The sequence below is a fragment of the Caldimonas brevitalea genome (genome assembly GCF_001017435.1).
GTDB classification, from domain to species: domain Bacteria; phylum Pseudomonadota; class Gammaproteobacteria; order Burkholderiales; family Burkholderiaceae_C; genus Caldimonas; species Caldimonas brevitalea.
The window spans coordinates 4438007-4461132 of record NZ_CP011371.1; the positions used below are offsets into that span (position 1 = coordinate 4438007).

Below are 23126 nucleotides of genomic sequence, written 5' to 3' on the forward strand. Positions count from 1 at the left end.
CCATGACCCGTGCTGCCTCCAACTCCCATCAGCCCATGCCGAGCGAAAGCCAGCTCGACAGCACCATCGCCCTGCTGGCCAACCCCTACAGCTTCATCACCGAGCGGTGCAACCGCCACGGCAGCGAGCTGTTCACCGCCCGCATCATGCTGCAGCCCACCATTTGCATGAGCGGCCCACGGGCGGCCCAGTTGTTTTACGACGCGCGGCGCTTCACCCGGGTGTCGGCTGCGCCCGAGCCCCTGCGTGCCACCTTGTTCGGCGACGGCGGCGTGCAGACGCTGGACGGCGAGCCGCACAAGATACGCAAAGGCCTGTTCATGGCCGTGCTCGGCCCCGATCGGGTAGCCGCGCTGGCCGATCGATGCGCTCAGGAGTGGCATCGGCACGCCGAGGCATGGGCCCGGCAAGGCGGACAGGTGGTGCTGTATCCGGCGCTGCACACCTTGTTGACCGCGGCGGTGTGTGACTGGGCCGGCGTGCCGGTGCCGCCCGACGAACTGCCCACCCGCGCCGAGCAGCTCACCGCGCTGTTCGACCGGGCTGCGGCCAAAGGCGCCGGGCATCTGCAATCGCGCCGTGCGCGCAAGCACGCCGAGGACTGGATCAGTGGCTTGATCGAAGACATACGGGGCGGCCGCCTCGAGACACCGCCTGACAGTGCCGCCGCACGGGTGGCCCAACACCGCGATGCCGACGGCAGCCTGATGCCGCCGCGCGTGGCGGCGGTCGAACTGCTCAACGTGCTGCGGCCGACGGTGGCGGTGTCGGTCTTCATCGTGCAGGCGGCCCATGCGCTGCACGTCTACCCGGAGTGCCGACTGCCGCTGCAGAAGGCCGAACCCGGCTACGCGGACGCCTTCGTCGACGAGGTGCGTCGCTACTATCCCTTCTTTCCGGCGGTGGTCGCGCGGGTGCGCGACGATTTCGAGTGGGAGGGCTATCACTTCCCCAAGGGCCGCCGGGTCATGCTCGACCTGCACGGCACCAACCGCGACCCACGCGCTTGGCGAGACCCCGATGTGTTCCGGCCCGAGCGCTTCCGTGACACGCCGCCGGGCCTGTACAACTTCATTCCGCAAGGCGGCGACGTGGCGGCCACGCACCACCGCTGCCCGGGCGAAGGCGTGGCCAAGGCGTTGACGAAAGTGGCGCTCGACTTTCTGGTGCAGCGCTTGCGCTATCGGGTGCCGGAGCAGGACCTGCGGCTGAACCTCAAACGCCTGCCCTGCATCCCTCACGACGGTTTCGTGATCGAGGCGGTCGAGTTGCTGGCGTGAACAGCGCGGCCGCCGAGGGCGGGAGCGGCCAGGTCAGCGCAGCCGACTGGTGGTCTCCCGCACCATCAGGCTCAACGTCGGCATCTGCGGTTGTGCGGGGCCGCCTTCGATGAGCTGCAGCAGCGTCTGTGCCGCGAGCTTGCCGACCTCGAACATGGGTTGACGTACGGTGGTCAAGGGCGGCGTGGTGTACAGCGACGCCGGCAGGTCGTCGAACCCCACCAGCGCGAGGTCTTCGGGCACCCGCACGCCGCGACGGTACAGCGCCAGCCGGGCGCCATAGGCGGTCTGGTCGTTGGCTGCGAACACGGCGGTGAAGCTGCGCCCGCTGTCGAGCAGCCGGTTCATCGCCAGCAACCCGCCGCTCTCGCTGAAGTTGCCCGAGGTCACCAGGTGAGGATCGAAGTCCACACCGAATTCCTGCAAGGCACGCCGATACCCCGCCAGACGCTCCGCGGCATCACAGGTGCCGGGCCAGCCTTCGATGTGAGCGATCTGGCGGTGGCCGAGCTCGAGCAGATGACGTGTGGCGAGGTAGCCACCGGCCTCGTTGTCCAGCCGCAGCCCGCGCAGCGGCGAGGCCGACGTCTTGAACTGACGCCCGGTCGCGACGATGGGCACCTGCTGCGCCAGGCGGCGCAAGGCAGGCTCGGCCAGACGCCCGCTCAGCACGATCACACCGTCGACACGGCGCGCGATCAACCGCCGGATGCGTTCGGCCTCTTCCTTGGGGTTCCAGTGCACGCTGGTGATGAGCGGCTCGTAGCCGCTGCCGTCGAGCGCCGCTTCGACACCGAGCACGGTCTCGGTGAAGAAGGGGCTGTTGACGTCCTGCGTCAACACGCCGATGGTCATCGAGCGGCCGCGCTTCAAGCTCGCGGCCAGCAGATTGGGCTTGAAGTCGAGTTGGGCGATGGCCGCTTCGATGGCCTCGCGCTTGGCCTCGGAGACCCGGGTGACGCCGGTCAGAAAGCGCGAGACGGTGGCGACGGACACGCCGGCCGCTTCGGCCACCTGCACCGTCGTGACCGTCGCGCCTGAACTGCGCTTGCGCTTGGGGGTGGTGTTCATGTAAAGGCCGGCGAGGGCGATGCGACGCGATTGTATCGACGCCCTCCCGGCCCGCTGCCCACCGCTCGTGGCGGGGGGCAGCGGGCCGGCACGCTCAAGGCGCGGCGGCGATCGGTGCGCCGTTGCACCCCACGTTGGGCGTGCGCTTGGGCTCCCAACGGATGTTCGCGACGGCAGCTTCGAAGCGGCCAGACGTGTACATCAGGAAGGGCGTGTTGACGATGGCCAGGTCGGTGCCGGCGTCGGCGAAACACTGCAGCGACACCGCCACTTCCTTCCAGGCGTTGACCGGCTGGGCCTTGACGGCGCTGGTGACGTCGATCTCGCCCAGACAGGGCCAGCCGCAATCGACGCGCAGCTTGACCGGGTCGGTCGGCGCACTGACGACACGCAGGTCGAACACCAGCGCGCCACCGGAGTTCTGATAGGCCATCAGGTCCACCAGGTCGCCGGGGTTGGCGCTTTGCATGTAGAGCTGGCCGGGCTTGTCGTTCCAGGTCGCCTTCACCGCCGCCCATTGCCGCCCGGCCTTGTCGTCCACCGGCACGGCCTGCAGTTCGTTGGACGGCGTCGACGTCACCGCGCTGCTGGCCAGCGTCACATCGTTGCTCCAGCTCGACTCGGCGCCGATGCGCAGCTTCCAGTTGCCCTGGTTGGCTCCGCCTTCGAACACCGCCAGCGGCTCGGCCGTGGTGCCGCCGCCGTCCTGGATGCCGCAGCCGACCGTGGCACTGCTTTCGTCGTACGCGCTCTGATCGGTCTCCTCGCCGTATTGAAGGCCGTAGCCATAAGCGTAGAGCGGGTCGTAGGTGGCGTCGCCACGGTTGAGCGGCGTCTGGCAGGCCGACTTCGGCCACGAGAACGACAGCTTGCCGCTGAAGCCATGCGCGACGCTGCCGTCGGCCGCACGGAACAGCACGTCGGCGACGCCGTCGCCTTCGGTGCCGGGCAGCCACGCCGCCACGAAGGCGTCCGAGCGGTTCAGCTCCTTGTTGACGTAGAGCGGGCGGCCGGAGACCAGCAGCGTGACGATTTTCTTCACGCCCTTGGCGCGCAGGCCTTCGATCACGGCGAGGTCTTCTGGACGCAGCTTGGTGAGTTCCAGCGTCTTGCTGCGGCCGATGTCTCCGACACCTTCGGCGTACGGTGTTTCACCGATCACGACGATCGCGGCGTCGTAGGCATCGCTGCCCTTGGCGCCGTCGGCGCTGGTGTCGAGTTCGGCATTCGGGGCGATCTTCTGGATCGCCTGCCACACGGTCGTGCCGCCGCCGAAATCGGCGTTGGCGTTGCCGGTGCCTTGCCAGCTGAGCGACCAGCCGCCGGTCTGGTTCTCGAGGCTGTTGGCGCTCTTGCCGGCCACCAGGACCTTGGCATTGCGTGCCAGCGGCAGCACCCGGCCGTTGTTCTTCAACAGCACCAACGACTTGCGCACCGCTTCACGCGCGAGCGCCCGGTGTTCGGCGCTGCCGACCTCGCGCGAGGCCAGACGGGCGGAGGGTGTGGGCTTGTCGAACAGACCGGCGCGCAACTTGACGCGCAGGATGCGCCGCACCGCGTCGTCGATGCGCTCCTGCGCGATCTCGCCTTTGCGGACACTCGCAATCGTGTTGGTGATGAAGGCCTTCCAGTCGGCCCGGTACGGCACCATCACCATGTCGATGCCAGCGTTGATGGCCTCGGGGCAGTCGCTGTTGCTGCAGTTGCGCGTCGCGTTGCTGTTCTCGGTGGTGACCTGGCCGATGCCGTTCCAGTCGGACACCACGAAACCGTCGAAGCCCATCTTCTGCTTGAGGGCCTCGGTGAGCAGGTAGCGGCTGCCATGCATCTTGAAGGCCTTGGCGCCCTCGCCCTGCGACGGGTCCTGCCAGCTGTTGAAGGAGGCCATCACGGTTTGCGCGCCCGCCTCGAGCGCGGGGATGTAGCCGCGCGCATGGACGTTCAACAGGTCGCGCTCGGTGACCCGGGTGACCCCCTGGTCCTTGCCCTGGTCGGTGCCGCCGTCGCCGACGAAATGCTTGGCGGTGGCCACCACCTTCTCGTTGGCCTTCGCGTCCTGCGCCAATCGGCCCTGCAGGCCTTCGACCATCTTGCCGGCATAGGAGACGACGATTTCGGGGTCTTCCGAATAGCCTTCGTAGCTGCGGCCCCAGCGGTCGTCGCGCACGACCGCCAGCGTTGGCGCGAACACCCAGTCGATGCCGGTGCGTGCCACTTCCAGCGCCGTGGCGGCGCCGATGCGGGCGACCAAGTCGGGGTCGCGCGCGGCGCCCAGGCCGATGTTGTGCGGGAAGATGGTCGCGCCCTTGACGTTGTTGTGGCCGTGGACGGCGTCGGTGCCCCAGATGAGCGGGATGCGCCGCGGCTTGGCGGGATCCATCGACGCGGCCCACAAGGCGTCGGCCACCGCCAGCCAGTCGGTCACCGCCGCGCCCTTGTCCTGCTTCGGGAACGAACCACCGCCGTTGAGCACGGAGCCGATGTGGTACTGCCGGATCTCCTCCGGCGTCACCTCCTGGATTTCGACCTGCGTCATCTGGCCGACTTTTTCTTCCAGCGTCATCGCCGCGACGAGTGAGTTGACGCGGCTTTCGATCGCTGCGTCGGCGGTGATGCTGCTGTTGATGCGAGGCCAGTCTTTCAGCACGGTGTCAGTCGGGGGCTCGGGTTGACCAGGTGCGGGCTGGGGGGCGGTGCCGTTGTCGTCGCCGTCGTCATCACCACCACCGCAGCCTGCGACGGCCAGACACAGCACGGCACAGCCGAGCGCTAGGCGGGTCATGCGACCCCTCGGATGCAGGAACATTGTCTTCCTCCAGTCGTTGTCGAGATGTGCGGCACGCGGGCCAGCACCGGCGGAACGATAGAAGGATTTGAAAACGTTTACAAGGGTTTTTTGAATGTTTCCTTAATTTCCCCTACAGGGATGCAAACCAACGTTCAAAGAGCAAGAAAACGTATTCAGGACGACAAGGACGCCACGTTGGAGCTCGATTTGCCCGAGGCCAGGGCCAGGGCCAGGCAGGCGAGGCTCGGCGTCCAGCGACGCATCGAGTCCCAGGTGCTCCAGAGGAGCCGCGTTGCGGTTCGCACCGCTAGCGACACCGATGCGGTCGCGAGCGGCGATGGCGCGGCGGGTAGTTTTGCCCGGCCGCGTCTCCCCGCCTAGTCAGGCAAAGCCGCGGTACATGCGTAGCCAACCCAGGGGGGGCGTGCGGGACCGGTCGACGAGGCTCCGGAGCAGCGGCTCAGCAAGTCCACCAGTTGCTCCGCCATCAAGCGGTGCACGCGCGTCGTCTTGTGGGCGCTGTCCCAATGGACGAAGGTCTCGCCCACCGCCTGACCGTCACCGTAGACATCGTTGACGCAGGCGGGGACCGCGATGCACTGCTGGCTGACCTGGGTGAAGCCATAGTTCGACGGGTTGCGGATCATGTCGGCGATCGCGGCATAGGCGTCATAGAGCCGGATGTCGGCCGCCGTACGCTGCTTGACAGCGACGGCGGCAGCCTTGATCGCGACATTGAGGTCGACCCCATTCAGGTCGTCGTCGCTGCCGAGCGTCATGCGCGGTGTGCGGGTCGCTACCACGATGCGCCGGGCGCCGAGCGCGTAGAGGCGCTCGAGTGCGAGTTCGATGTTCGCACGCGCCGCCGCGATGCGGCGATCGAGGTCGCTACGGTTGGCACGTTGGGCACCGACCAGATCATTGGAGCCGATCCACAGCAGCGCCACCTCGTGTCCGACAAGGCGGCCCCCGGCTTGCCCGAACTCGTCCAACTGCCACGTCAGGCCGGTGCCATTGAGCCGGCTGTACTGAGGGTAAGAGGCAGACACCACGTTGTGCGTTCCTGTCGTCGCGCCCCCGACCGCATGGCTGTACAACTGCGCACCCAGCAGCTCGGCCACGTATTCGCTCACCACCGGCCCATTGGAGTCACGGCCCTGCCAGCGGGGCGGCGCGGGGTAATGCTGTTGCGTCAGCGAAAACAGCCCGCCGCTGTCGACGTTGCTGTCGCCGAAGACCACCAGGCGGCCCACCGGCCCCGCCGCTTGCGCAGCCGCCGCGCCGGCCATCAGAGAAATGGCCGCCAGGGCCTGGAACAGGCTGCTTCGTGTATCGCGCTCCATGGACACTCCTTCTCGCTCAGACCCGCGGCCGCCTCGACCTCGGGGCGGCCACAAGGCGCCCGCGCGCCTGGGTCATGGCTGAACAAATTCTTCTAGTTCAGAAGAAAGTCCAGGACAAGCTTGAAGCAGGGGGGCGCGCGGGGGTACCGCGCGGAGCATATGAACGACGGCCACAGCTGCACACGCTTGGCTCCAGGCGATGTGAGCAGGCGGACCGTCGCGACACGCGGGCGCGCCGTGATGCTGCGGCCACTGGCCTTCTTACGACGGAGCCTGAAGACACTCGAGCAAGGCCCGGATGACCGGAACGAGGGCGCGGTGCCGAAGCAGGGCACGCGGCCCTGGCGCGGTGACAGGGGTGATGGGCGCCACGCCGACGAGGGCCGCTGTCAAATGGCCTGCCGAGGTTCGACCGAGACGCACGGCCCTCTACGCCCACGGTCGTCAAATAGGCCCGTGCGGCTTGATTCGCAGGTAACCGTCCTTCTGCCCTGCGCAACAACAGCCGGCATAGTTTGCCGCAACGAATTCCCGCCCTTGAGGATTCAACGTCGCAGCGCCGGCAGTATCTCGGAAAGCCCGCGCAGCCCAATGAAATCAGAGATGCCGAGGAACGTCCTGAGGCCCCGCTGCCGCATGGCCTCCCAGCAATGCGCTTCGACGTCGCGCCGCGTTGCCGGCGGGAATGCGGCCGGGCCGCGCAGTGCGGCCGGAGATTTGGCCGCGCCCCGCGCAGCGCTTGCACGATGCACAAAGAAAAACCCCAACCGCAAGCGGTTGGGGTTCTATATGGTGGAGCCGGCGGGAATTGAACCCGCGTCCGCAAGCCATCCTCAGGCAGTTCTACATGCTTAGCTCACTGATTTGATTCTCACGTCGCGGTCGCGCAGGAGCACGCTACCAACGACGCCAGTCACTAGATCTCGTTCTGAACCGTGTGACCCGGCTCAGAACCAGCCGATATGAATGACCTCTCAGCCCTTGCGGGCCCGGCCTATCGGCCAACCGTTGAGAGGCTCACCGGTGTTAAGCGGCGAGAGCGAAACGTTCGTCGTTCGCAGTTACTTTGTTTCCAGTGGATTTACGAGCGAACTGGTGCTCGGCATGCCCTACTCTGATTCCGCACCCACGTCGAAACCAGGTCGGCCCCTTGGTCGGTATTGTAGTTCGGGTTGGATCGCGCCGCTTCAAGAGGGTCAACGCAAAAATTCACGCGCCCCGGTCGTCGCTGGGCAGTTCGACACCGATGAGCGGAAGAAGTTGCAGCAGATGAGCAATGACGGCGTCGGCCCGCCAGGCGGTCAGGTCGGGCGTTTCGCCCAGATAACCGTAGGCCGCCGCCACCGCCGGCATGCCGGCGGCGCGCGCCGCCTCCATGTCGCGCAAGTCGTCACCGACGTAGAGCGCCTGGCCCGGCTCGATCTGCAAGCGGCGACAGGCTTCGAGCAAGGGGGCGGGATGGGGCTTGGAGTGAGGCGTGGTATCGCCACCGATGACGACCGACGCCGTGGCGGCCAAGCCGAGACCTTCCAGCACGGGACCGGTGAAGCGCATCGCCTTGTTGGTGACGACCCCCCAGGCAATGCCGGCGTGTGTGAGCGCCTGCAGCACGGCGGCGGCACCGTCGAACAACACCGAGTCGACGTCGAGCGCCGACTCGTATTCGGCCAGGAACTCATCGCGCAGCGCTTCGTAGTCGGCCTGCGCCGGGCTGACGCCCAGGCCAACCGCCAACATGCCGCGCGCGCCGGCCGAGGCCACCGGCCGCAGCTGCTCCAGCGGCAGGGGCGGCAGGCCGCGACGCACCCGCATCCGGTTGACGGCGCCTCCCAGGTCGGGCGCCGTGTCGGCGAGCGTCCCGTCGAGATCGAACAACACGGCGCGTGGGGCCCAGCGAGCGCCCTGGTCGGTGGTGACAAAAGACGTCATGACTTGCGGCAAGCCAGCAGGTAATTCACGCTGGTGTCGTCGGACAGCCAGTAGCGTTGGGTCAGCGGGTTGTACTCCATGCCGCGGGTTGCCGCGAGGTCCAGCCCGGCGGCCCGGCACCACGACGCGAGCTCGCTGGGGCGGATGAACTTGGCATATTCGTGCGTACCCTTCGGCAGCAACTGCAGCACGTACTCGGCACCGAGGATCGCAAACAAGAACGATTTGGCGTTGCGGTTCAAGGTCGAGAAGAACACCCAGCCGCCAGGCTTCACCAAGGTGGCCGCTGCTTGCACGATGGCGCTTGGATCGGGCACGTGCTCCAGCATCTCCATGCAGGTCACGACATCGAACGTTTCGGGCTGCTCGGCGGCCAACACCTCGGCCGCCACCTCGCGGTACTCGACGTTGTCGGTCCCCGCTTCCAGCGCGTGCAATTGCGCCACCTTCAAGGGCTTGGACGCGAGGTCGATCCCGAGCACCTGCGCGCCTTTGCGCGCCATCGAATCGCTCAAAATGCCGCCGCCGCAGCCGATGTCGACCACGCGCTTGCCCGACAGCCGGGCCTGCTTGTCGATCCATTCGAGCCGCAACGGATTGATCCGGTGCAAGGGCTTGAACTCGCTATCGGGATCCCACCACCGGTGGGCGAGGTCGCTGAACTTGGCCAGCTCTTGCGGGTCAACGTTGGTCGCTTGGGTCATGACGGTGAATTGTGCCCGGAAGCGGAGGGGCTGCGGTGGCATCGCCAACGCTGGCGATGCCACCATAAAAAAACCCCGCCGAGGCGGGGTTTCCAGAGGAGAAGCGGATCAGCGGGTGCGCGTGCCAACCACCTCGATTTCGACGCGGCGGTTCTTCGCGCGTCCATCGGCGGACTTGTTGTCGGCGACGGGCTGCTTTTCGCCCTTGCCTTCGGTGTACACGCGGTTCTTCTCGATGCCCTTGCTGGTCAGGTAGGCCTTGACGGCTTCCGAACGGCGCACGGACAGCTTCTGGTTGTAGGCGTCTCCGCCAACGGCATCGGTGTGGCCGACGGCGATGACGACTTCAAGGTTGATGTCGCTCATCTTGCTGACCAGGTCGTCGAGCTTGGCGCGGCCTTCGGGCTTCAGCACAGCCTTGTTGAAATCGAAGAACGCGTCGGCCGCGAAGGTCACCTTCTCGCTGGTCGGTGCAGCGGGAGCGACAGGAGCGGGAGCGGGGGCGGGGGCCGGTGCCGGAGCGGCCACCGGGGCAGGAGCAGGAGCAGGAGCTTCGGCGGGCTTCAGGGCGCCGTCGCAACGTTGATCGGCCGTCGCGGGCGTCCAAGTGGCATCGCGCCAGCACAGTTCACTAGTGCCGTTCTTCCACACGTTGCCGTCCACATTGCGCCAGTTGTCGACAGACTGAGCGAGCGCGCCAGAAGCCAGTGCGGCCGAGGCAAACAGCATCGCCACTTTGTTGAGTTTGTTCATGTTTCTCCTCTCAAGAAAAGCCGCAGAGTGACTGCGTAATCGTCCATTAAAAGATCGGACGGCTTAAGGAAACACGCGGTTACGCGCGGGTCTCGCTACCGACAAATCATTGTGCCATAGCACGTCACATGGACAAGTTTTTGTCTATAGGGTGCGGTACTCCACACCCCCCTGTTGCGCCACGGCCACAACGCCCCCCATTTAGAATCGGGGGCTCTTGGCTTTTTGCGCCGAGACCCACCGGCTTCCGGCTGCTCGCAGCATCGATTTCAGGCATCGCATGACCCAGTTCGCTAAAGAAACTCTCCCCATCAGCCTCGAAGAAGAGATGCGGCGTTCGTATCTCGATTACGCGATGAGCGTGATCGTCGGTCGAGCCCTACCCGACGCTCGAGACGGGCTGAAGCCAGTGCACCGCCGCGTCCTGTTCGCGATGCACGAACTGAACAACGACTGGAATCGGCCGTACAAGAAGTCGGCCCGTATCGTCGGCGATGTGATCGGTAAGTACCACCCACACGGAGATTCAGCGGTCTACGACACCATCGTGCGGATGGCGCAGGACTTCTCGCTGCGGCACATGCTGGTCGACGGCCAGGGCAACTTCGGCTCGGTCGACGGCGACAACGCCGCGGCGATGCGGTACACCGAGATCCGCCTGGCCAAGATCGCGCACGAGATGCTGGCCGACATCGACAAGGAAACGGTCGACTTCGGGCCCAACTACGACGGCTCCGAGAAGGAGCCGCTGGTGCTCCCGACCCGGCTGCCCAACCTGCTGGTCAACGGCTCGGCGGGCATCGCGGTGGGCATGGCGACCAACATCCCGCCGCACAACCTCAACGAGGTGGTCGACGCCTGCTTGCACCTGCTGAGGAACCCGGAGGCGTCGATCGACGAGTTGATGGAGATCGTGCCCGCACCGGACTTCCCGACCGCCGGCATCATCTATGGCCTCTCCGGCGTGCGCGACGGCTACCGCACCGGGCGCGGCCGTGTCGTGATGCGCGCGAAATGCCACTTCGAGGACATCGACCGCGGTTCGCGCCAGGCGATCATCGTCGACGAGATCCCTTATCAGGTGAACAAGAAGAACCTGCTGGAGCGGATCGCCGAACTGGTCAACGACAAGAAGATCGAGGGCATCAGCCACATCCAGGATGAATCCGACAAGTCGGGCATGCGGGTGGTGATCGAACTCAAGCGCGGCGAAGTGCCGGAGGTCGTGCTCAACAACCTCTACAAGCAGACCCAGCTGCAGGACACCTTCGGCATCAACATGGTGGCCCTGATCGACGGCCAGCCGAAGCTGTGCAACCTGAAGGACTTGCTGAGCATCTTCCTCGAGCACCGGCGCGAGGTGGTGACCCGGCGCACGGTCTACGAACTGCGCAAGGCGCGCGAGCGCGGCCATGTGCTGGAAGGTCTGGCGGTGGCGCTGGCCAACATCGACGAGTTCATCACCATCATCAAGAACTCGCCGACGCCGCCGATCGCCAAGCAGGAGCTGATGAACAAGTCGTGGGACTCGTCGATGGTGCGCGAGATGCTCGCGCGCGCCGAGACCGAAGCGGCCGGCGGCCGTGCCGCCTATCGGCCCGAAGGGCTGCCCTCCTCCTACGGGTTGCAGAGCGACGGCCTGTATCGCTTGTCCGACGTGCAGGCCAACGAAATCCTGCAGATGCGTTTGCAACGCCTGACCGGTCTGGAGCAGGACAAGATCATCGGCGAATACAAAGAGGTCATGGCGCACATCGCCGACCTGCTGGACATCCTGTCGAAGCCCGAGCGCGTCACGGTCATCATCTCGGAAGAACTGACGGCCCTGCGCCAGGAGTTCGGCCAGACCAAGCTGGGCGCACGCCGCAGCGTCATCGAACACAACGCGCAGGAGCTCGACACAGAAGACCTGATCGCGCCCACCGACATGGTGGTGACGCTCAGCCACACCGGCTACATCAAGAGCCAGCCGCTGGTCGAGTACCGGGCGCAGCGCCGTGGCGGGCGCGGCAAGCAGGCCACGGCGACCAAGGAAGACGACTGGGTCGACCAGCTGTTCATCGCCAACACGCACGACTACATCCTGTGCTTCAGCAACCGCGGCCGCGTGTACTGGCTGAAGGTGTGGGAGGTGCCCCAAGGCTCGCGCAATTCGCGCGGCAAGCCCATCGTCAACATGTTCCCGCTGCAGTCGGGCGAGAAGATCAACGTGGTGCTGCCGTTGACCGGCGAGTTCCGCAGCTTCCCGGCCGATCACTACGTGTTCATGGCAACCGCGCAAGGCACCGTGAAGAAGACCGCGCTGGATGAATTCAGCAACCCGCGCAAGGCCGGCATCATCGCAGTCGACCTCGACGAGGGCGACTTCCTGATCGGTGCCGCGCTGACCGACGGCAAGCACGACGTGATGCTGTTCAGTGACGGCGGCAAGGCGGTGCGCTTCGACGAGAACGACGTGCGCTCGATGGGCCGCCAGGCCCGCGGCGTGCGCGGCATGACGCTCGAAGAAGGCCAGAGCGTGATCGCGATGCTGGTGGCCGAGGACGAATCGCAGAGCGTGCTGACGGCCACCATCAACGGCTACGGCAAGCGCACCTCGATCGTCGAGTACACCCGGCACGGGCGTGGCACCAAGGGCATGATCGCGATCCAGCAGTCCGAGCGCAACGGCAAGGTGGTCGCCGCCACGCTGGTGCGGGCGGAAGACGAGATCATGCTGATCACCGACAAGGGCGTGCTGGTGCGCACCCGCGTCGCCGAGATCCGCGAACTCGGCCGCGCGACGCAGGGGGTCACGCTGATCTCCCTCGACGACGGGTCGAAGCTCAGCGGTCTGCAGCGTATCGTCGAGAACGACGCGGCCGACAAGGTTGCCGAGCCGGGAGCCGACGAGACGCCGAGTGCCGAAGAAGGCGGTACGCAGGAGTAAACAACACGAAGGGCCTGCCGGCCCTGCCGCGACCTCAGGCCCAGGCCGATGTCGCGTTTCCTAATCAACATCTCCAGGAGCCCATTTTGTTCACAACCCGCTTGCTAGCCTGCTCAGCCGTGGCCTTCGCCTTGGTCAGCGTCGCCGTGCCCGTCCAGGCGCAAACCAAGAAGGAACTGGTGCAGAAGCTGCTGCAGTTGCAGCAGCCCGGCATCGAGGCGCTGGCTCGCAACATCGCCGAACAGCCGGCGGCGCAGCTGATGAACGAAGCCGGCCAGTTGCTCAAGACCCAGGTGCCGGAAGCCAAGCGCCAGGCCGCCGCGAAAGCCATCGAAGCCGACATCAAGAAGTACCTGGACGAGGCGACGCCGCTGGTGCGCGACCGCGCCGTAAAGCTCGCCCCTTCGACGCTGGGCGCCGTGATGGAAGAGAAGTTCAGCGAAGACGAACTCAAGCAGATCATCGCGTGGCTCGAATCGCCGGTCAGCAAGAAGTACCAGCAGTCGCTGCCCGACCTGCAGAAGTCGCTGGCGCAGAAGCTCGTCGACGACACACGGCCGAGCGTCGAGCCCAAGATCCGCCAACTGCAGGCCAACATCCGTAAACAACTGGGCATCGCCGAGCCGGCCGCGGGCAGCGCCTCGGCCCCCGGTACCGCGGCCAAGCCGAAGAAGTGATGCCGATGAAGCGCCCGTACAACTTCTCCGCCGGGCCGGCGACCCTGCCGCCGGAAGTGCTGGAACAAGCGGCGGCCGAAATGCTCGACTGGCATGGCAGCGGCATGGGCGTGATGGAAATGAGCCATCGCGGCCGCGAGTTCACGTCGATCCGGGACCAGGCCGAGGCCGATCTGCGTGAGCTGATGGCGGTGCCGGCCCATTTCAAAGTCTTGTTCATGCAGGGCGGGGGGCTGGCGCAGAACGCGATCGTGCCGATGAACCTTTCCCGCGGCGGTGCGGCCGACTTCGTCGTCACCGGCAGCTGGTCGCAAAAGTCGCACAAGGAGGCGAAGCGCTACTGCACGGCCCATGTCGCCGCCAGCAACGACGCCGATCGCCACACCCGCATCCCGGCGCCGGAAAGCTGGAAGCTCGACGCCAAGGCCGCCTACGTCCACCTGTGCACCAACGAGACCATCCACGGCGTCGAATTCCAGTCGCTGCCTGACCTGAAGGCTCTGGGCAGCGACGCGGCGCTCGTGATCGACTGCTCGTCGCACATCGCCACCCGGCCGATCGACTGGTCCCGTGTCGGCCTGGCGTTTGCCGGCGCCCAGAAAAACATCGGCCCCTCCGGCGTGACGATCGTGTTCGTGCGGGAAGACCTGCTGGGCCATGCGCTGCCGGTCTGCCCGTCGGTGTTCGACTACAAGGTGGTGGCCGACAACGATTCGATGCTGAACACGCCGCCGACCTACGCGATCTACATCGCCGGGCTGGTGTTCCAGTGGCTCAAGCGCCAGGGCGGCATCGCCGCGATGGAGCAGCGCAACGTCACGAAGGCGCAGCTGGTTTACGACTACGTCGACACCTCGGGCTATTACCGCAACGAGGTCGACAAGAGCTGCCGCTCGCGCATGAACATTCCCTTCTTCCTGCCCGACGACAAGCTCAACGACGCCTTCCTCGCCGGCGCCAAGGAGCGCGGCCTGCTGCAGCTGAAGGGCCACAAGAGCGTGGGCGGCATGCGCGCCAGCCTCTACAACGCAATGCCACTGGCCGGCGCCCAGGCGCTGGTCGACTACATGCGAGAATTTGCTGCTCGCCATGGCTGACCTCCCCCCCACCGCCGACCTGAACACGCTGCGCACCCTGATCGACCGCGTCGACCGGGAGTTGCTCGCGCTGCTGAACCGTCGTGCTTCGCTGGCCCAGGCGGTCGGCGAGTTGAAGAAGAAGGAAGGCTCGGTGGTGTTCCGCCCCGAGCGCGAGGCCCAGGTCATCGACGGCCTGAAAGCCGTCAATACCGGCCCGTTGATGACCGAATCGGTCGCACCGATCTGGCGCGAGATCATGTCGGCCTGCCGCGCCCTGGAAACACCCACCCGGGTGGCCTATCTGGGCCCGGCCGGCACCTTCAGCGAGCTGGCGGCGCTCGGCTACTTCGGCAACTCCATCGTCAGGATTCCGTGCGTCAGCATCGACGAGGTGTTCCGCACCACCAGTGCGGGTGCGGCCGACTTCGGCGTGGTGCCGGTGGAGAACTCGACCGAGGGTGTCGTGGCCCGCTCGCTCGACCTGTTCTTGACCGAGCCGCTGTTCATCATCGGCGAGACCAGCCTGTTCGTGCGCCACAACCTGCTGCGCAAGCACAACACGCTGCAAGGCATCGAGGCGGTGTGCGCACACCCGCAGGCGCTGGCCCAGTGCCACGGCTGGCTCAGCAACCACCTGCCCAACGTCGAGCGGCGGCCGGTGGCGAGCAACGCCGAGGGCGCGCGCCTGGCCGCCGAGGACTCCCGACTGGCGGCCATTGCCAGCGACCGCGCCGCCAGCGAATACGGCCTGCATGTGTTGTCGCCTGGCATCCAGGACGACCCGCACAACCGCACCCGCTTCGCGATCGTGACCCACCCCACCCGGCATCCGCAGCCCAAGTCGTCGGGCCACGACTGCACCAGCCTGGTAGTGTCGGTGACCAACCGCCCCGGCGCGGTGCACGACATGCTCGTGCCGCTGAAGCAGCACGACGTGTCGATGACCCGGTTCGAATCGCGACCGGCCCGGTCCGGGCAATGGGAGTACTACTTCTACATCGACTTGCAGGGCCATCCCGACGATGCCAAAGTGGCAGCAGCCTTGAAGGAGCTGCGCGCGGTCTGCGCCTTCTTCAAGCTGTTGGGCACCTACCCGATCGACGTGCACTGAGCCGGCGGAGTTTGCACAGATGTTCAATCAACTGGGTGTGATCGGCTGCGGCCTGATGGGCGGTTCGTTCGCGCTCGCCCTCAAGCGCGCCGGCCTGGTCAAGCGCGTGATCGGCTATAGCAAGTCGCCGTCGACCACAGAGAAAGCCAAACGGCTCGGGGTCATCGACATGGCGGCCGAATCGGCCTTGCTGGCCGTGTCGGGCTCGGACGTGGTGCTGATTTCGGTGCCAGTGGCCGCATCGGAGGCCACCTTCAAGGCGATTCGGCACCTGGTCGAGCCGGGCGTGCTGTTCATGGACGTGGGCTCGACCAAACGTGACGTCGTCGACGCTGCGCGGCGCGCCCTCAAGGACCGTGTCGAGTCGTTCGTCCCCGCCCACCCGATCGCGGGCAAGGAGGTGTCGGGCGTCGAGAACGCCGACCCCCTGCTCTACTCGGGACGCCAGGTGATCTTGACGCCGCTGCCGCAGACCGATCCCAAGCTGCTGCAGAAGGCGACCGACGTCTGGGCCGCCATCGGCGCCCAGGTGCTCAAGATGAGCCCCGAAAACCACGATGCCGCCTTTGCCGCCGTCAGCCACCTGCCTCATTTGCTCGCCTTCGCGTATTTCAGCTCGATCCACAAGCAGCCTGCCGGCAAGGACTTTTTGTCGTTGGCCGGCCCCGGATTCCGCGACTTCACGCGCATTGCCGCCAGCGACCCTGCCATCTGGCGCGACATTTTGCTGGCCAACAAGGAAGAGATCCTGAAGCAGTCGATGCGCTTTCGGCACACCCTCGACGCACTCGAGCACGTGATGAAGAGCGGCAATGCCGAAGCGCTCGAAGACCTGATCCGCAGTGCCGCCGATGCCCGCTCCGGCTGGCAGATGTCCACCCCCAAACCCACCCCGGGCCGCTGACGCGGCACACCCTCGACCGGCTCGCCGGCCCCCGCGCATGTACGCCACCGAGTTCCTCGACCTTCCCCCGATGCACGCGGCCGCCGGCACCGTGCAACTGCCTGGCTCCAAAAGCATTTCCAACCGATTGCTGCTGCTGGCGGGGCTGTGCCAAGGCCAGACCGTGTTGCACGACCTGCTCGACTCGGACGACACCCGCGTGATGATCGCGGCGCTGCGGCAACTCGGCTGCGCGATCGAACCGCGGCAGGACGGCGGGCTGCGTGTGACGGGGCTGGGCGGGCGGCTGGCGGTGAAGCAGGGGCAGCTGTTTCTCGGCAACGCCGGGACGGCGATGCGGCCGCTGTGCGCGGCGCTGGCGGTGCTGAGCGCGCGCGAAGGCGGCAGTTTCGAGGTCAGCGGCGTCGCCCGCATGCACGAGCGACCGATCGGCGACCTGGTCGACGCGCTGCGCGGACTGGGCTGCCGCATCGACTACCTGGGCCACGAGGGCTATCCGCCGTTGCGGCTGGCGGGCGGAAACGTGCACATCGGCGCGCAGATCCGGGTTCGCGGCGACGTTTCCAGCCAATTCCTGACCGCGCTGCTGTTGGCCTTGCCGCTGGTCAGCGACCACGGCGCCGTGGTCATCGAGGTCGAGGGCGAACTGATCTCCAAGCCCTACATCGAGATCACGCTCAATCTGCTGCAGCGTTTCGGCATCCAGGTCGAGCGCAACGGCTGGCGCCGCTTCACGGTGCCCGCCGGCAGCGTTTACCGATCGCCCGGGCAGGTGCACGTCGAAGGCGACGCGTCGTCAGCCTCCTATTTCGTCGCGTTGGGCGCGCTGGCGGCCCAGCCGGAGGCCCCGCTGCGCATCGAAGGTGTCGGCGCCGACTCGATCCAGGGTGACATCCGCTTCGTCGAGGCCGCCGAGGCGATGGGGGCGCAGGTGAAGCGCGGCCCCAACTGGCTGGAAGTGAGCCGTGGCCGCTGGCCGCTGCGCGCGCTCGACCTCGATTGCAACCACATCCCCGACGCGGCCATGACGCTGGCGGTGATGGCGCTTTATGCGGACGGCCCGACGACGCTGCGCAACATCGCCAGCTGGCGTGTCAAGGAGACCGACCGTATTGCCGCGATGGCGGCCGAGTTGCGCAAGCTCGGCGCCGAGGTGCGCGAGGGCGACGACTTCATCGAAGTGCATCCGTTGTCGGCGTGGCAGCCGGCGGCGATCAAAACCTATGACGACCACCGTGTCGCCATGTGCTTTTCGCTGGCAGCTTTCAACCCGCTGGCCGGGGCGAGCGTGCCGGTGCGCATCCTCGACCCGAAATGCGTCGCCAAGACCTTCCCCGACTATTTCGAAACACTGTTCGGCTGTGCCCGCGCGCACGTCGACGACATCCCGGTCATCACGATCGACGGGCCGACGGCGTCGGGCAAAGGGACCCTGGCCAGCGAAGTGGCCAAGGCCCTCGGCTACCACCTGCTCGATTCGGGCTCGCTCTACCGGGCGACGGCGCTGGCCGCGTTGCGGCAGTCGGTACCGGCTGACGACGAGGAAGGCGTGGCGCGGCTGGCCACCGCCTTGTCGCTGCGTTTCGACGACCACCGCATCGAGTTGGACGGTCAGGACGTGACCGAAGAACTGCGGCGCGAAGACGTGGGGCTGCTCGCCTCGCGCGTGTCGGCGCATGCCCGCGTGCGCGACGCGCTGCGCGAACTGCAATTGTCGTTCCGGCGCCTGCCCGGCCTGGTGGCCGACGGCCGCGACATGGGCACCGTCATCTTCCCTCAGGCCGCCCTGAAGGTGTTTCTGACCGCGAGCGCCGCGACGCGCGCCGAGCGCCGTCATAAGCAATTGATTTCTAAAGGCTTTTCTGCTAACATTTCCGACCTCCGGCAGGATTTGGAGGCGCGCGACGCACGGGACCGCTCCCGCAGCGCCGCCCCGATGAAGCCTGCCGAAGACGCGGTGTCGCTCGACAACTCCGCCTTGAGCATCGAAGAATCGGTGCAGCAAGTGCTGGCGTGGTGGAAGCAGCGCCAGCCGTTTTGATAGCCGGGGCCGATACGCTGACCGTTCGCCGCTGGGGTTGGCGCCAAAACTGGCGCTGACACTGGGGTCTGCCGATCCAGCGCCGCCCAGCGGTCGATGCGGTACCGTCTCGCGCGTGCGAGGCACCAGGCCCGGACTTTCCCCTCCTGTGCGGCAAAGCACGCTGAAAGTCCGGTTCGACAACGTAACCCGCAACTTCGGTTGCAGCCACCGCCAGCGACGGCTGGCCCCAGGAACCTGAATGTCTCAAACCACCCAAACCGCCCAAGGGTCGGAATCTTTCGCCGCCCTGTTCGAAGAATCGCTGCAGCGCTCTGAAATGCGCTCCGGCGAGGTGATCACCGCCGAAGTCGTCCGCGTCGACTACAACTTCGTCGTCGTGAACGCCGGCCTCAAGTCGGAGGCCTACATCCCGATCGACGAATTCCGCAACGATCAGGGTGAACTCGAAGTTCAAGTGGGCGATTTCGTCTCGGTGGCCATCGATTCCCTCGAGAACGGCTACGGCGACACCATCCTGTCGCGCGACAAGGCCAAGCGTCTGGCCTCGTGGCTGTCGCTCGAGCGCGCGCTCGAGTCCGGCGACTTCGTCACCGGCACTGTCTCCGGCAAGGTCAAGGGTGGCCTGACCGTCCTGGTCAACGGCATCCGCGCCTTCCTGCCCGGTTCGCTGATCGACACCCGCCCGGTCAAGGACATGACCCCCTACGAGGGCAAGACCCTCGAGTTCAAGGTCATCAAGCTCGACCGCAAGCGCAACAACGTGGTGCTGAGCCGCCGCGCCGTCGTCGAAGCCTCGATGGGCGAAGAGCGCGCCAAGCTGCTCGAAACGCTGCAAGAAGGCGCCGTGGTGCATGGCGTGGTCAAGAACATCACCGAATACGGTGCGTTCGTCGACCTGGGCGGCATCGACGGCCTGCTGCACATCACCGACATGGCATGGCGTCGTGTGCGCCACCCGAGCGAAGTGGTGCAGGTCGGCCAGGAGCTGACCGCCAAGGTCCTGAAGTTCGACGCCGAGAAGAACCGCGTTTCGCTGGGCCTGAAGCAAATGGGCGACGACCCCTGGGTCGGCGTCTCGCGTCGCTACCCCACCGGCACCCGTCTGTTCGGCAAGGTCACCAACATCGCCGACTACGGTGCGTTCGTCGAGATCGAGCCCGGCATCGAAGGCCTGGTGCACGTCTCCGAAATGGACTGGACCAACAAGAACGTCGCTCCCAGCAAGATCGTCACGCTGGGCGACGAAGTCGAAGTCATGGTCCTCGAGATCGACGAAGACAAGCGCCGTATCAGCCTCGGCATGAAGCAGTGCAAGCCCAACCCCTGGGAAGAGTTTGCCGAGAACTTCAAGCGCGGCGACAAGGTCAAGGGCCCGGTCAAGTCGATCACCGACTTCGGCGTGTTCGTCGGCCTGGCGGCTGGCATCGACGGTCTGGTGCACCTGTCCGATCTGTCGTGGAACGAGCCGGGCGAAGCCGCGGTCCGCAACTACAAGAAGGGCCAGGAGGTCGAAGCCGTGGTGCTGGCCATCGATGTCGAGCGCGAGCGCATTTCGCTGGGCATCAAGCAACTCGACGCCGACCCGTTCAGCAACTTCACCGCCGTCAATGACCGTGGCACCACGGTCACCGGCGTCGTGAAGACGGTGGACGCCCGCGGCGCCGAGATCCAGCTGGCCGACGACGTGATCGGCTACCTGCGTGCCTCGGAAATCTCGCGCGACCGTGTCGAAGACGCTCGCAACGTGCTGAAGGAAGGCGACGAAGTCACCGCCCTGATCATCAACATCGACCGCAAGACCCGCGGCCTGCAGTTGTCGATCAAGGCCAAGGACAACGCCGAGCAGCAAGAAGCGCTGCAGCGCCTGTCGGCCGAGAACCGCGAGAACGCCGGCACCACCAGCCTGGGCGCGCTGCTCAAGGCCAAGCTGAGCGACCAGCAGAACAACGGCTGATCCAGCCCGCGTTCCGACTGATCATCCGACGCCCCGATCCCGCTCAGGATTCATGACCCGATCCGATCTCGTGAACCAGCTGGCCGAACGTTTCGGCCAGCTCACCCACCGCGATACCGAGTTCGCGGTCAAGACCATCCTGGATGCGATGTCCGACGCTCTCGCGCGCGGGCACCGCATCGAGATCCGGGGCTTCGGCAGTTTCTCGATCAATCGCCGCCCGCCGCGGGTGGGGCGCAACCCCCGCTCCGGCGAGCAGGTGATCATTCCCGAAAAGCTCGTCCCCCACTTCAAGCCGGGCAAGGCCCTGCGTGAAGCGGTCGACGCACGCACCGCCCCCGAGGCTGAATCAGCCGAACCGGATGACGCAGCATCTGCTGCATCGGTAGACAAGGCTGCCGCCTGAGCGGCCACCGAGCCCGGCATCCACGATGCCCCTACACGGCTGCGCACGGCCTGACGCCGTGTGTCGCACCTCGACGAGGCGACGCGGGTCGCAGCTAGAATCGCTGCGATGCGAGCCCTGCTCTGGCTCTTCCGAGCCGCCATCTTCTTTCTGCTCTTCGCTTTCGCGCTGAACAATCAGCACGAAGCGCTCCTCCACTGGTTCTTCGGCTACGAGTCGCGCGCCCCGATGGTATTCATCGTGCTGGCAGCGTTTGCGCTCGGCTGCGCCTTCGGCGTGCTGGCGATGGTGCCGAGTTGGTGGCGCCATCGGCGCGCCGCCCGCAGCACCCCGCTGCCCACGCCTGCCGAAACGCCGGCGGCCACGGCGCCGGTGGTCGTCGAGGAAGCCCTGCCGCTGATGCACCCCCCGCGCGATGGACTTTGATTTCCAGTGGCTGCTGCTCGGCCTGCCGCTGGCCTTCGCGCTCGGCTGGCTTGCGTCGCGCATCGATGTGCGACAACTGCGCTCGGCGGAACGCGAGTCGCCCAAGGCGTACTTCAAAGGGCTGAACCTGCTGCTGAACGAACAGCAGGACAAGGCCATCGATGCCTTCATCGAGGCGGTCCAGCACGACCCCGACACCTCCGACCTGCACTTCGCGCTCGGCAATCTGTTTCGCCGGCGCGGTGAGTACGAGCGGGCGGTCCGGGTGCACGAGCATCTGCTCGGGCGGGCCGACCTGCCGCGCGAAGAGCGCGAGCGGGCGCAGTTCGCACTCGCCCAGGACTTTCTCAAGGCGGGTCTGTTCGACCGGGCAGAGATGGCCTACCAGGCGCTCGAAGGCTCGGCCTTCCGCACCGACGCCTGGCTGGCCCTGCTGACCTTGTACGAGCGCTCACGCGACTGGGGCAAGGCGATCGACGTGGCGCGCAAGCTCGAAGCGGCCGGCGCCGGATCGTTCTCGAGCCGCATCGCGCACTGCTGGTGCGAGATCGCCCTCGACGCCGACGCGCGCGCCGATGCCGCAGCGGCCGAAGAGGCCTTGCGTGAAGCACGCCGCGTGGCCCCTCAGGCGCCCCGCCCGGTGGTGCTGGCCGGCCACCGCCTGGCCCGCCAGGGCCGTCACGCCGAAGCGCTGGAGATGTGGCACGAATTGATGACCGCCAACCCGGCGGCATTTGCACTCGTGGCCCAGGACTATGCCGCCTCGGCGCTGGCCTTGCAGCAGCCGGAGCTGGCGAAGGAACGCCTCAAGGCCCTCTACGAGCGGGCCCCGTCGGTCGACCTGCTGGCCGCCTTGCGGCAACTGGAAGACGACCCGCGCATGCGCCGCCACGCCATCGCGCAGCATCTGTCCAAACACCCCTCGATGGCCTCGGCCCTGCACCTGCTCGACGAGAGCACTGTGCAGGGACAGGCGTTGTCGCCGGCCGAGCTGCAGCACCTGCAGCAGGTGCTGGCGCATTCGGCCAAACCCTTGCAGCGCTACCGCTGTGCCGCGTGCGGCTTCGAGGCCTCGCACTACTTCTGGCAATGCCCGGGCTGCCACACCTGGGACAGCTATCCGCCGCGGCGCATCGAAGACTACTGACGCCGGGGGCCAGAGGCCCTGCGCACGCGCGAGCACAAGAAGCGTGTTCGCCATGCGCTCCCTCCCGCCGCCTTTCATGCCGTTTCAGGGTCGCCTCTGACGGTAGTGCTTGACAGCCTGTGCATTCCTCCCGCTGACCTGCTTGACAGGCGACGCTTCCACCTCCCCGTCCTAGACTGCGTGCAGCTTGTCAGAAGCGTCTGGCAAGCGCCACACAACACCTCGGGAGGAAACGCATGCTGAAGAAGATTGTTCTGGTCCTGCTCACCTGTCTGGCCACCGCGGCCTCCGCCGCCGTCGATGCGAACAAGGCCGATCAAGCCCAGCTCGAAAGCATCAAGGGCGTCGGCGCGTCGCTGTCGACGCGCATCATGACCGAGCGCAAGAACGGCCCCTACAAGAACTGGGACGACTTGATCTCGCGGGTCCAAGGGGTCGGCAAAGGAAGCGCCGCACGCTTGTCGAAAGAGGGGCTGACCGTCAACGGTGCGCCCTACAGCGACGCGGTTCCGCAGACCAAGAACGACGACAAGGCGGCCCCGAAACCGGCCGCCCCCAAAGCAGCACCGAAGCCGTAAGAG

General features: G+C 66.4%; 18 protein-coding genes and 1 other RNA gene. 12 read left to right on the forward strand and 7 right to left on the reverse strand.

The window, feature by feature from the left end; genetic code table 11:
* Positions 1–2 precede the first annotated feature (2 nt).
* Positions 3–1280 carry a cytochrome P450 gene (locus AAW51_RS18535; protein WP_083438404.1) on the forward strand — a complete coding sequence of 426 codons (1278 nt, stop codon included), beginning with the start codon at positions 3–5 and terminating at the stop codon, positions 1278–1280.
* Positions 1281–1313: 33 nt separating this feature from the next.
* Here AAW51_RS18535 and AAW51_RS18540 read toward each other — a convergent pair whose 3' ends face one another.
* The 7 genes from AAW51_RS18540 to ompA form a co-directional block, all read right to left on the reverse strand.
* Entirely contained in the window at positions 1314–2351 is a 1038-nt protein-coding gene (locus AAW51_RS18540) for a LacI family DNA-binding transcriptional regulator (protein ID WP_047195788.1), read from the reverse strand.
* Positions 2352–2445: 94 nt separating this feature from the next.
* Positions 2446–5133, reverse strand: coding sequence for a glycoside hydrolase family 3 protein (locus AAW51_RS18545; RefSeq protein ID WP_083438405.1), 2688 nt, complete (start codon positions 5131–5133; stop codon positions 2446–2448).
* A gap of 383 nt (positions 5134–5516) precedes the next feature.
* The gene (locus tag AAW51_RS28365; RefSeq protein WP_053013735.1) at positions 5517–6482 is read right to left on the reverse strand and encodes an SGNH/GDSL hydrolase family protein; all 966 of its coding nucleotides are present in this window, start codon (positions 6480–6482) and stop codon (positions 5517–5519) included.
* A gap of 790 nt (positions 6483–7272) precedes the next feature.
* Positions 7273–7632: a transfer-messenger RNA gene (gene ssrA, locus AAW51_RS29350) on the reverse strand.
* Between the two features lie 59 nt (positions 7633–7691).
* Complete coding sequence (gph, locus tag AAW51_RS18560; RefSeq protein ID WP_047195790.1) at positions 7692–8411, reverse strand: phosphoglycolate phosphatase; 720 nt, start codon at positions 8409–8411, stop codon at positions 7692–7694.
* On the reverse strand, positions 8408–9115 hold the full coding sequence (gene ubiG, locus AAW51_RS18565; RefSeq protein ID WP_047198019.1) for a bifunctional 2-polyprenyl-6-hydroxyphenol methylase/3-demethylubiquinol 3-O-methyltransferase UbiG: 708 nt from the start codon (positions 9113–9115) through the stop codon (positions 8408–8410). The genes gph and ubiG overlap by 4 nt, the downstream gene beginning before the upstream one ends.
* A 108-nt stretch (positions 9116–9223) precedes the next feature.
* Positions 9224–9868, reverse strand: a complete 645-nt coding sequence (gene ompA / locus AAW51_RS18570) for an outer membrane protein OmpA (RefSeq protein ID WP_047195791.1) — start codon at positions 9866–9868, stop codon at positions 9224–9226.
* A gap of 280 nt (positions 9869–10148) precedes the next feature.
* Here ompA and gyrA point away from each other — a divergent pair, with 280 nt between their 5' ends.
* The 11 genes from gyrA (at position 10149) to AAW51_RS18625 (ending at position 23123) form a co-directional block, all read left to right on the forward strand.
* Positions 10149–12797, forward strand: a complete 2649-nt coding sequence (gyrA, locus tag AAW51_RS18575; RefSeq protein ID WP_047195792.1) for a DNA gyrase subunit A — start codon at positions 10149–10151, stop codon at positions 12795–12797.
* Positions 12798–12883: 86 nt separating this feature from the next.
* Positions 12884–13474: a DUF2059 domain-containing protein gene (locus tag AAW51_RS18580; RefSeq protein WP_157359958.1), complete on the forward strand. Its 591-nt coding sequence runs from the start codon at positions 12884–12886 to the stop codon at positions 13472–13474.
* Between the two features lie 5 nt (positions 13475–13479).
* Complete coding sequence (gene serC, locus AAW51_RS18585) at positions 13480–14571, forward strand: 3-phosphoserine/phosphohydroxythreonine transaminase (protein ID WP_047198020.1); 1092 nt, start codon at positions 13480–13482, stop codon at positions 14569–14571.
* Positions 14564–15664, forward strand: a complete 1101-nt coding sequence (gene pheA / locus AAW51_RS18590; RefSeq protein ID WP_047198021.1) for a prephenate dehydratase — start codon at positions 14564–14566, stop codon at positions 15662–15664. Before serC ends, pheA begins: the two co-directional genes overlap by 8 nt.
* 19 nt (positions 15665–15683) lie before the next feature.
* Positions 15684–16568 carry a prephenate dehydrogenase gene (locus AAW51_RS18595; RefSeq protein ID WP_047195794.1) on the forward strand — a complete coding sequence of 295 codons (885 nt, stop codon included), beginning with the start codon at positions 15684–15686 and terminating at the stop codon, positions 16566–16568.
* Between the two features lie 37 nt (positions 16569–16605).
* Positions 16606–18609: a bifunctional 3-phosphoshikimate 1-carboxyvinyltransferase/cytidylate kinase gene (locus AAW51_RS18600; RefSeq protein ID WP_047195795.1), complete on the forward strand. Its 2004-nt coding sequence runs from the start codon at positions 16606–16608 to the stop codon at positions 18607–18609.
* Positions 18610–18850: 241 nt separating this feature from the next.
* A complete protein-coding gene (gene rpsA / locus AAW51_RS18605) occupies positions 18851–20566 on the forward strand; it encodes a 30S ribosomal protein S1 (RefSeq protein ID WP_047195796.1) in 1716 nt (571 codons plus the stop codon).
* 52 nt (positions 20567–20618) lie between these two features.
* A complete protein-coding gene (locus AAW51_RS18610) occupies positions 20619–20972 on the forward strand; it encodes an integration host factor subunit beta (RefSeq protein ID WP_047195797.1) in 354 nt (117 codons plus the stop codon).
* Positions 20973–21080: 108 nt separating this feature from the next.
* Entirely contained in the window at positions 21081–21398 is a 318-nt protein-coding gene (locus AAW51_RS18615; protein ID WP_047195798.1) for a LapA family protein, read from the forward strand.
* Positions 21388–22545 (forward strand): lipopolysaccharide assembly protein LapB, encoded by a 1158-nt coding sequence (lapB, locus tag AAW51_RS18620; RefSeq protein WP_047195799.1) that lies wholly within the window; start codon positions 21388–21390, stop codon positions 22543–22545. Before AAW51_RS18615 ends, lapB begins: the two co-directional genes overlap by 11 nt.
* A gap of 236 nt (positions 22546–22781) precedes the next feature.
* A complete protein-coding gene (locus AAW51_RS18625; protein ID WP_047195800.1) occupies positions 22782–23123 on the forward strand; it encodes a ComEA family DNA-binding protein in 342 nt (113 codons plus the stop codon).
* Positions 23124–23126 lie beyond the last annotated feature (3 nt).

Excerpts from the sequence above, each read along its gene's own strand:
- AAW51_RS18535 (WP_083438404.1), top strand. The coding sequence starts at position 3 with ATGACCCGTGCTGCCTCCAACTCCCATCAGCCCATGCCGAGCGAAAGC.
- AAW51_RS18540 (WP_047195788.1), bottom strand. The coding sequence starts at position 2,351 with ATGAACACCACCCCCAAGCGCAAGCGCAGTTCAGGCGCGACGGTCACG.
- AAW51_RS18545 (WP_083438405.1), bottom strand. The coding sequence starts at position 5,133 with ATGACCCGCCTAGCGCTCGGCTGTGCCGTGCTGTGTCTGGCCGTCGCA.
- AAW51_RS28365 (WP_053013735.1), bottom strand. The coding sequence starts at position 6,482 with ATGGAGCGCGATACACGAAGCAGCCTGTTCCAGGCCCTGGCGGCCATT.
- gph (WP_047195790.1), bottom strand. The coding sequence starts at position 8,411 with ATGACGTCTTTTGTCACCACCGACCAGGGCGCTCGCTGGGCCCCACGC.
- ubiG (WP_047198019.1), bottom strand. The coding sequence starts at position 9,115 with ATGACCCAAGCGACCAACGTTGACCCGCAAGAGCTGGCCAAGTTCAGC.
- ompA (WP_047195791.1), bottom strand. The coding sequence starts at position 9,868 with ATGAACAAACTCAACAAAGTGGCGATGCTGTTTGCCTCGGCCGCACTG.
- gyrA (WP_047195792.1), top strand. The coding sequence starts at position 10,149 with ATGACCCAGTTCGCTAAAGAAACTCTCCCCATCAGCCTCGAAGAAGAG.
- serC (WP_047198020.1), top strand. The coding sequence starts at position 13,480 with ATGAAGCGCCCGTACAACTTCTCCGCCGGGCCGGCGACCCTGCCGCCG.
- pheA (WP_047198021.1), top strand. The coding sequence starts at position 14,564 with ATGGCTGACCTCCCCCCCACCGCCGACCTGAACACGCTGCGCACCCTG.
- AAW51_RS18595 (WP_047195794.1), top strand. The coding sequence starts at position 15,684 with ATGTTCAATCAACTGGGTGTGATCGGCTGCGGCCTGATGGGCGGTTCG.
- AAW51_RS18600 (WP_047195795.1), top strand. The coding sequence starts at position 16,606 with ATGTACGCCACCGAGTTCCTCGACCTTCCCCCGATGCACGCGGCCGCC.
- rpsA (WP_047195796.1), top strand. The coding sequence starts at position 18,851 with ATGTCTCAAACCACCCAAACCGCCCAAGGGTCGGAATCTTTCGCCGCC.
- AAW51_RS18610 (WP_047195797.1), top strand. The coding sequence starts at position 20,619 with ATGACCCGATCCGATCTCGTGAACCAGCTGGCCGAACGTTTCGGCCAG.
- AAW51_RS18615 (WP_047195798.1), top strand. The coding sequence starts at position 21,081 with ATGCGAGCCCTGCTCTGGCTCTTCCGAGCCGCCATCTTCTTTCTGCTC.
- lapB (WP_047195799.1), top strand. The coding sequence starts at position 21,388 with ATGGACTTTGATTTCCAGTGGCTGCTGCTCGGCCTGCCGCTGGCCTTC.
- AAW51_RS18625 (WP_047195800.1), top strand. The coding sequence starts at position 22,782 with ATGCTGAAGAAGATTGTTCTGGTCCTGCTCACCTGTCTGGCCACCGCG.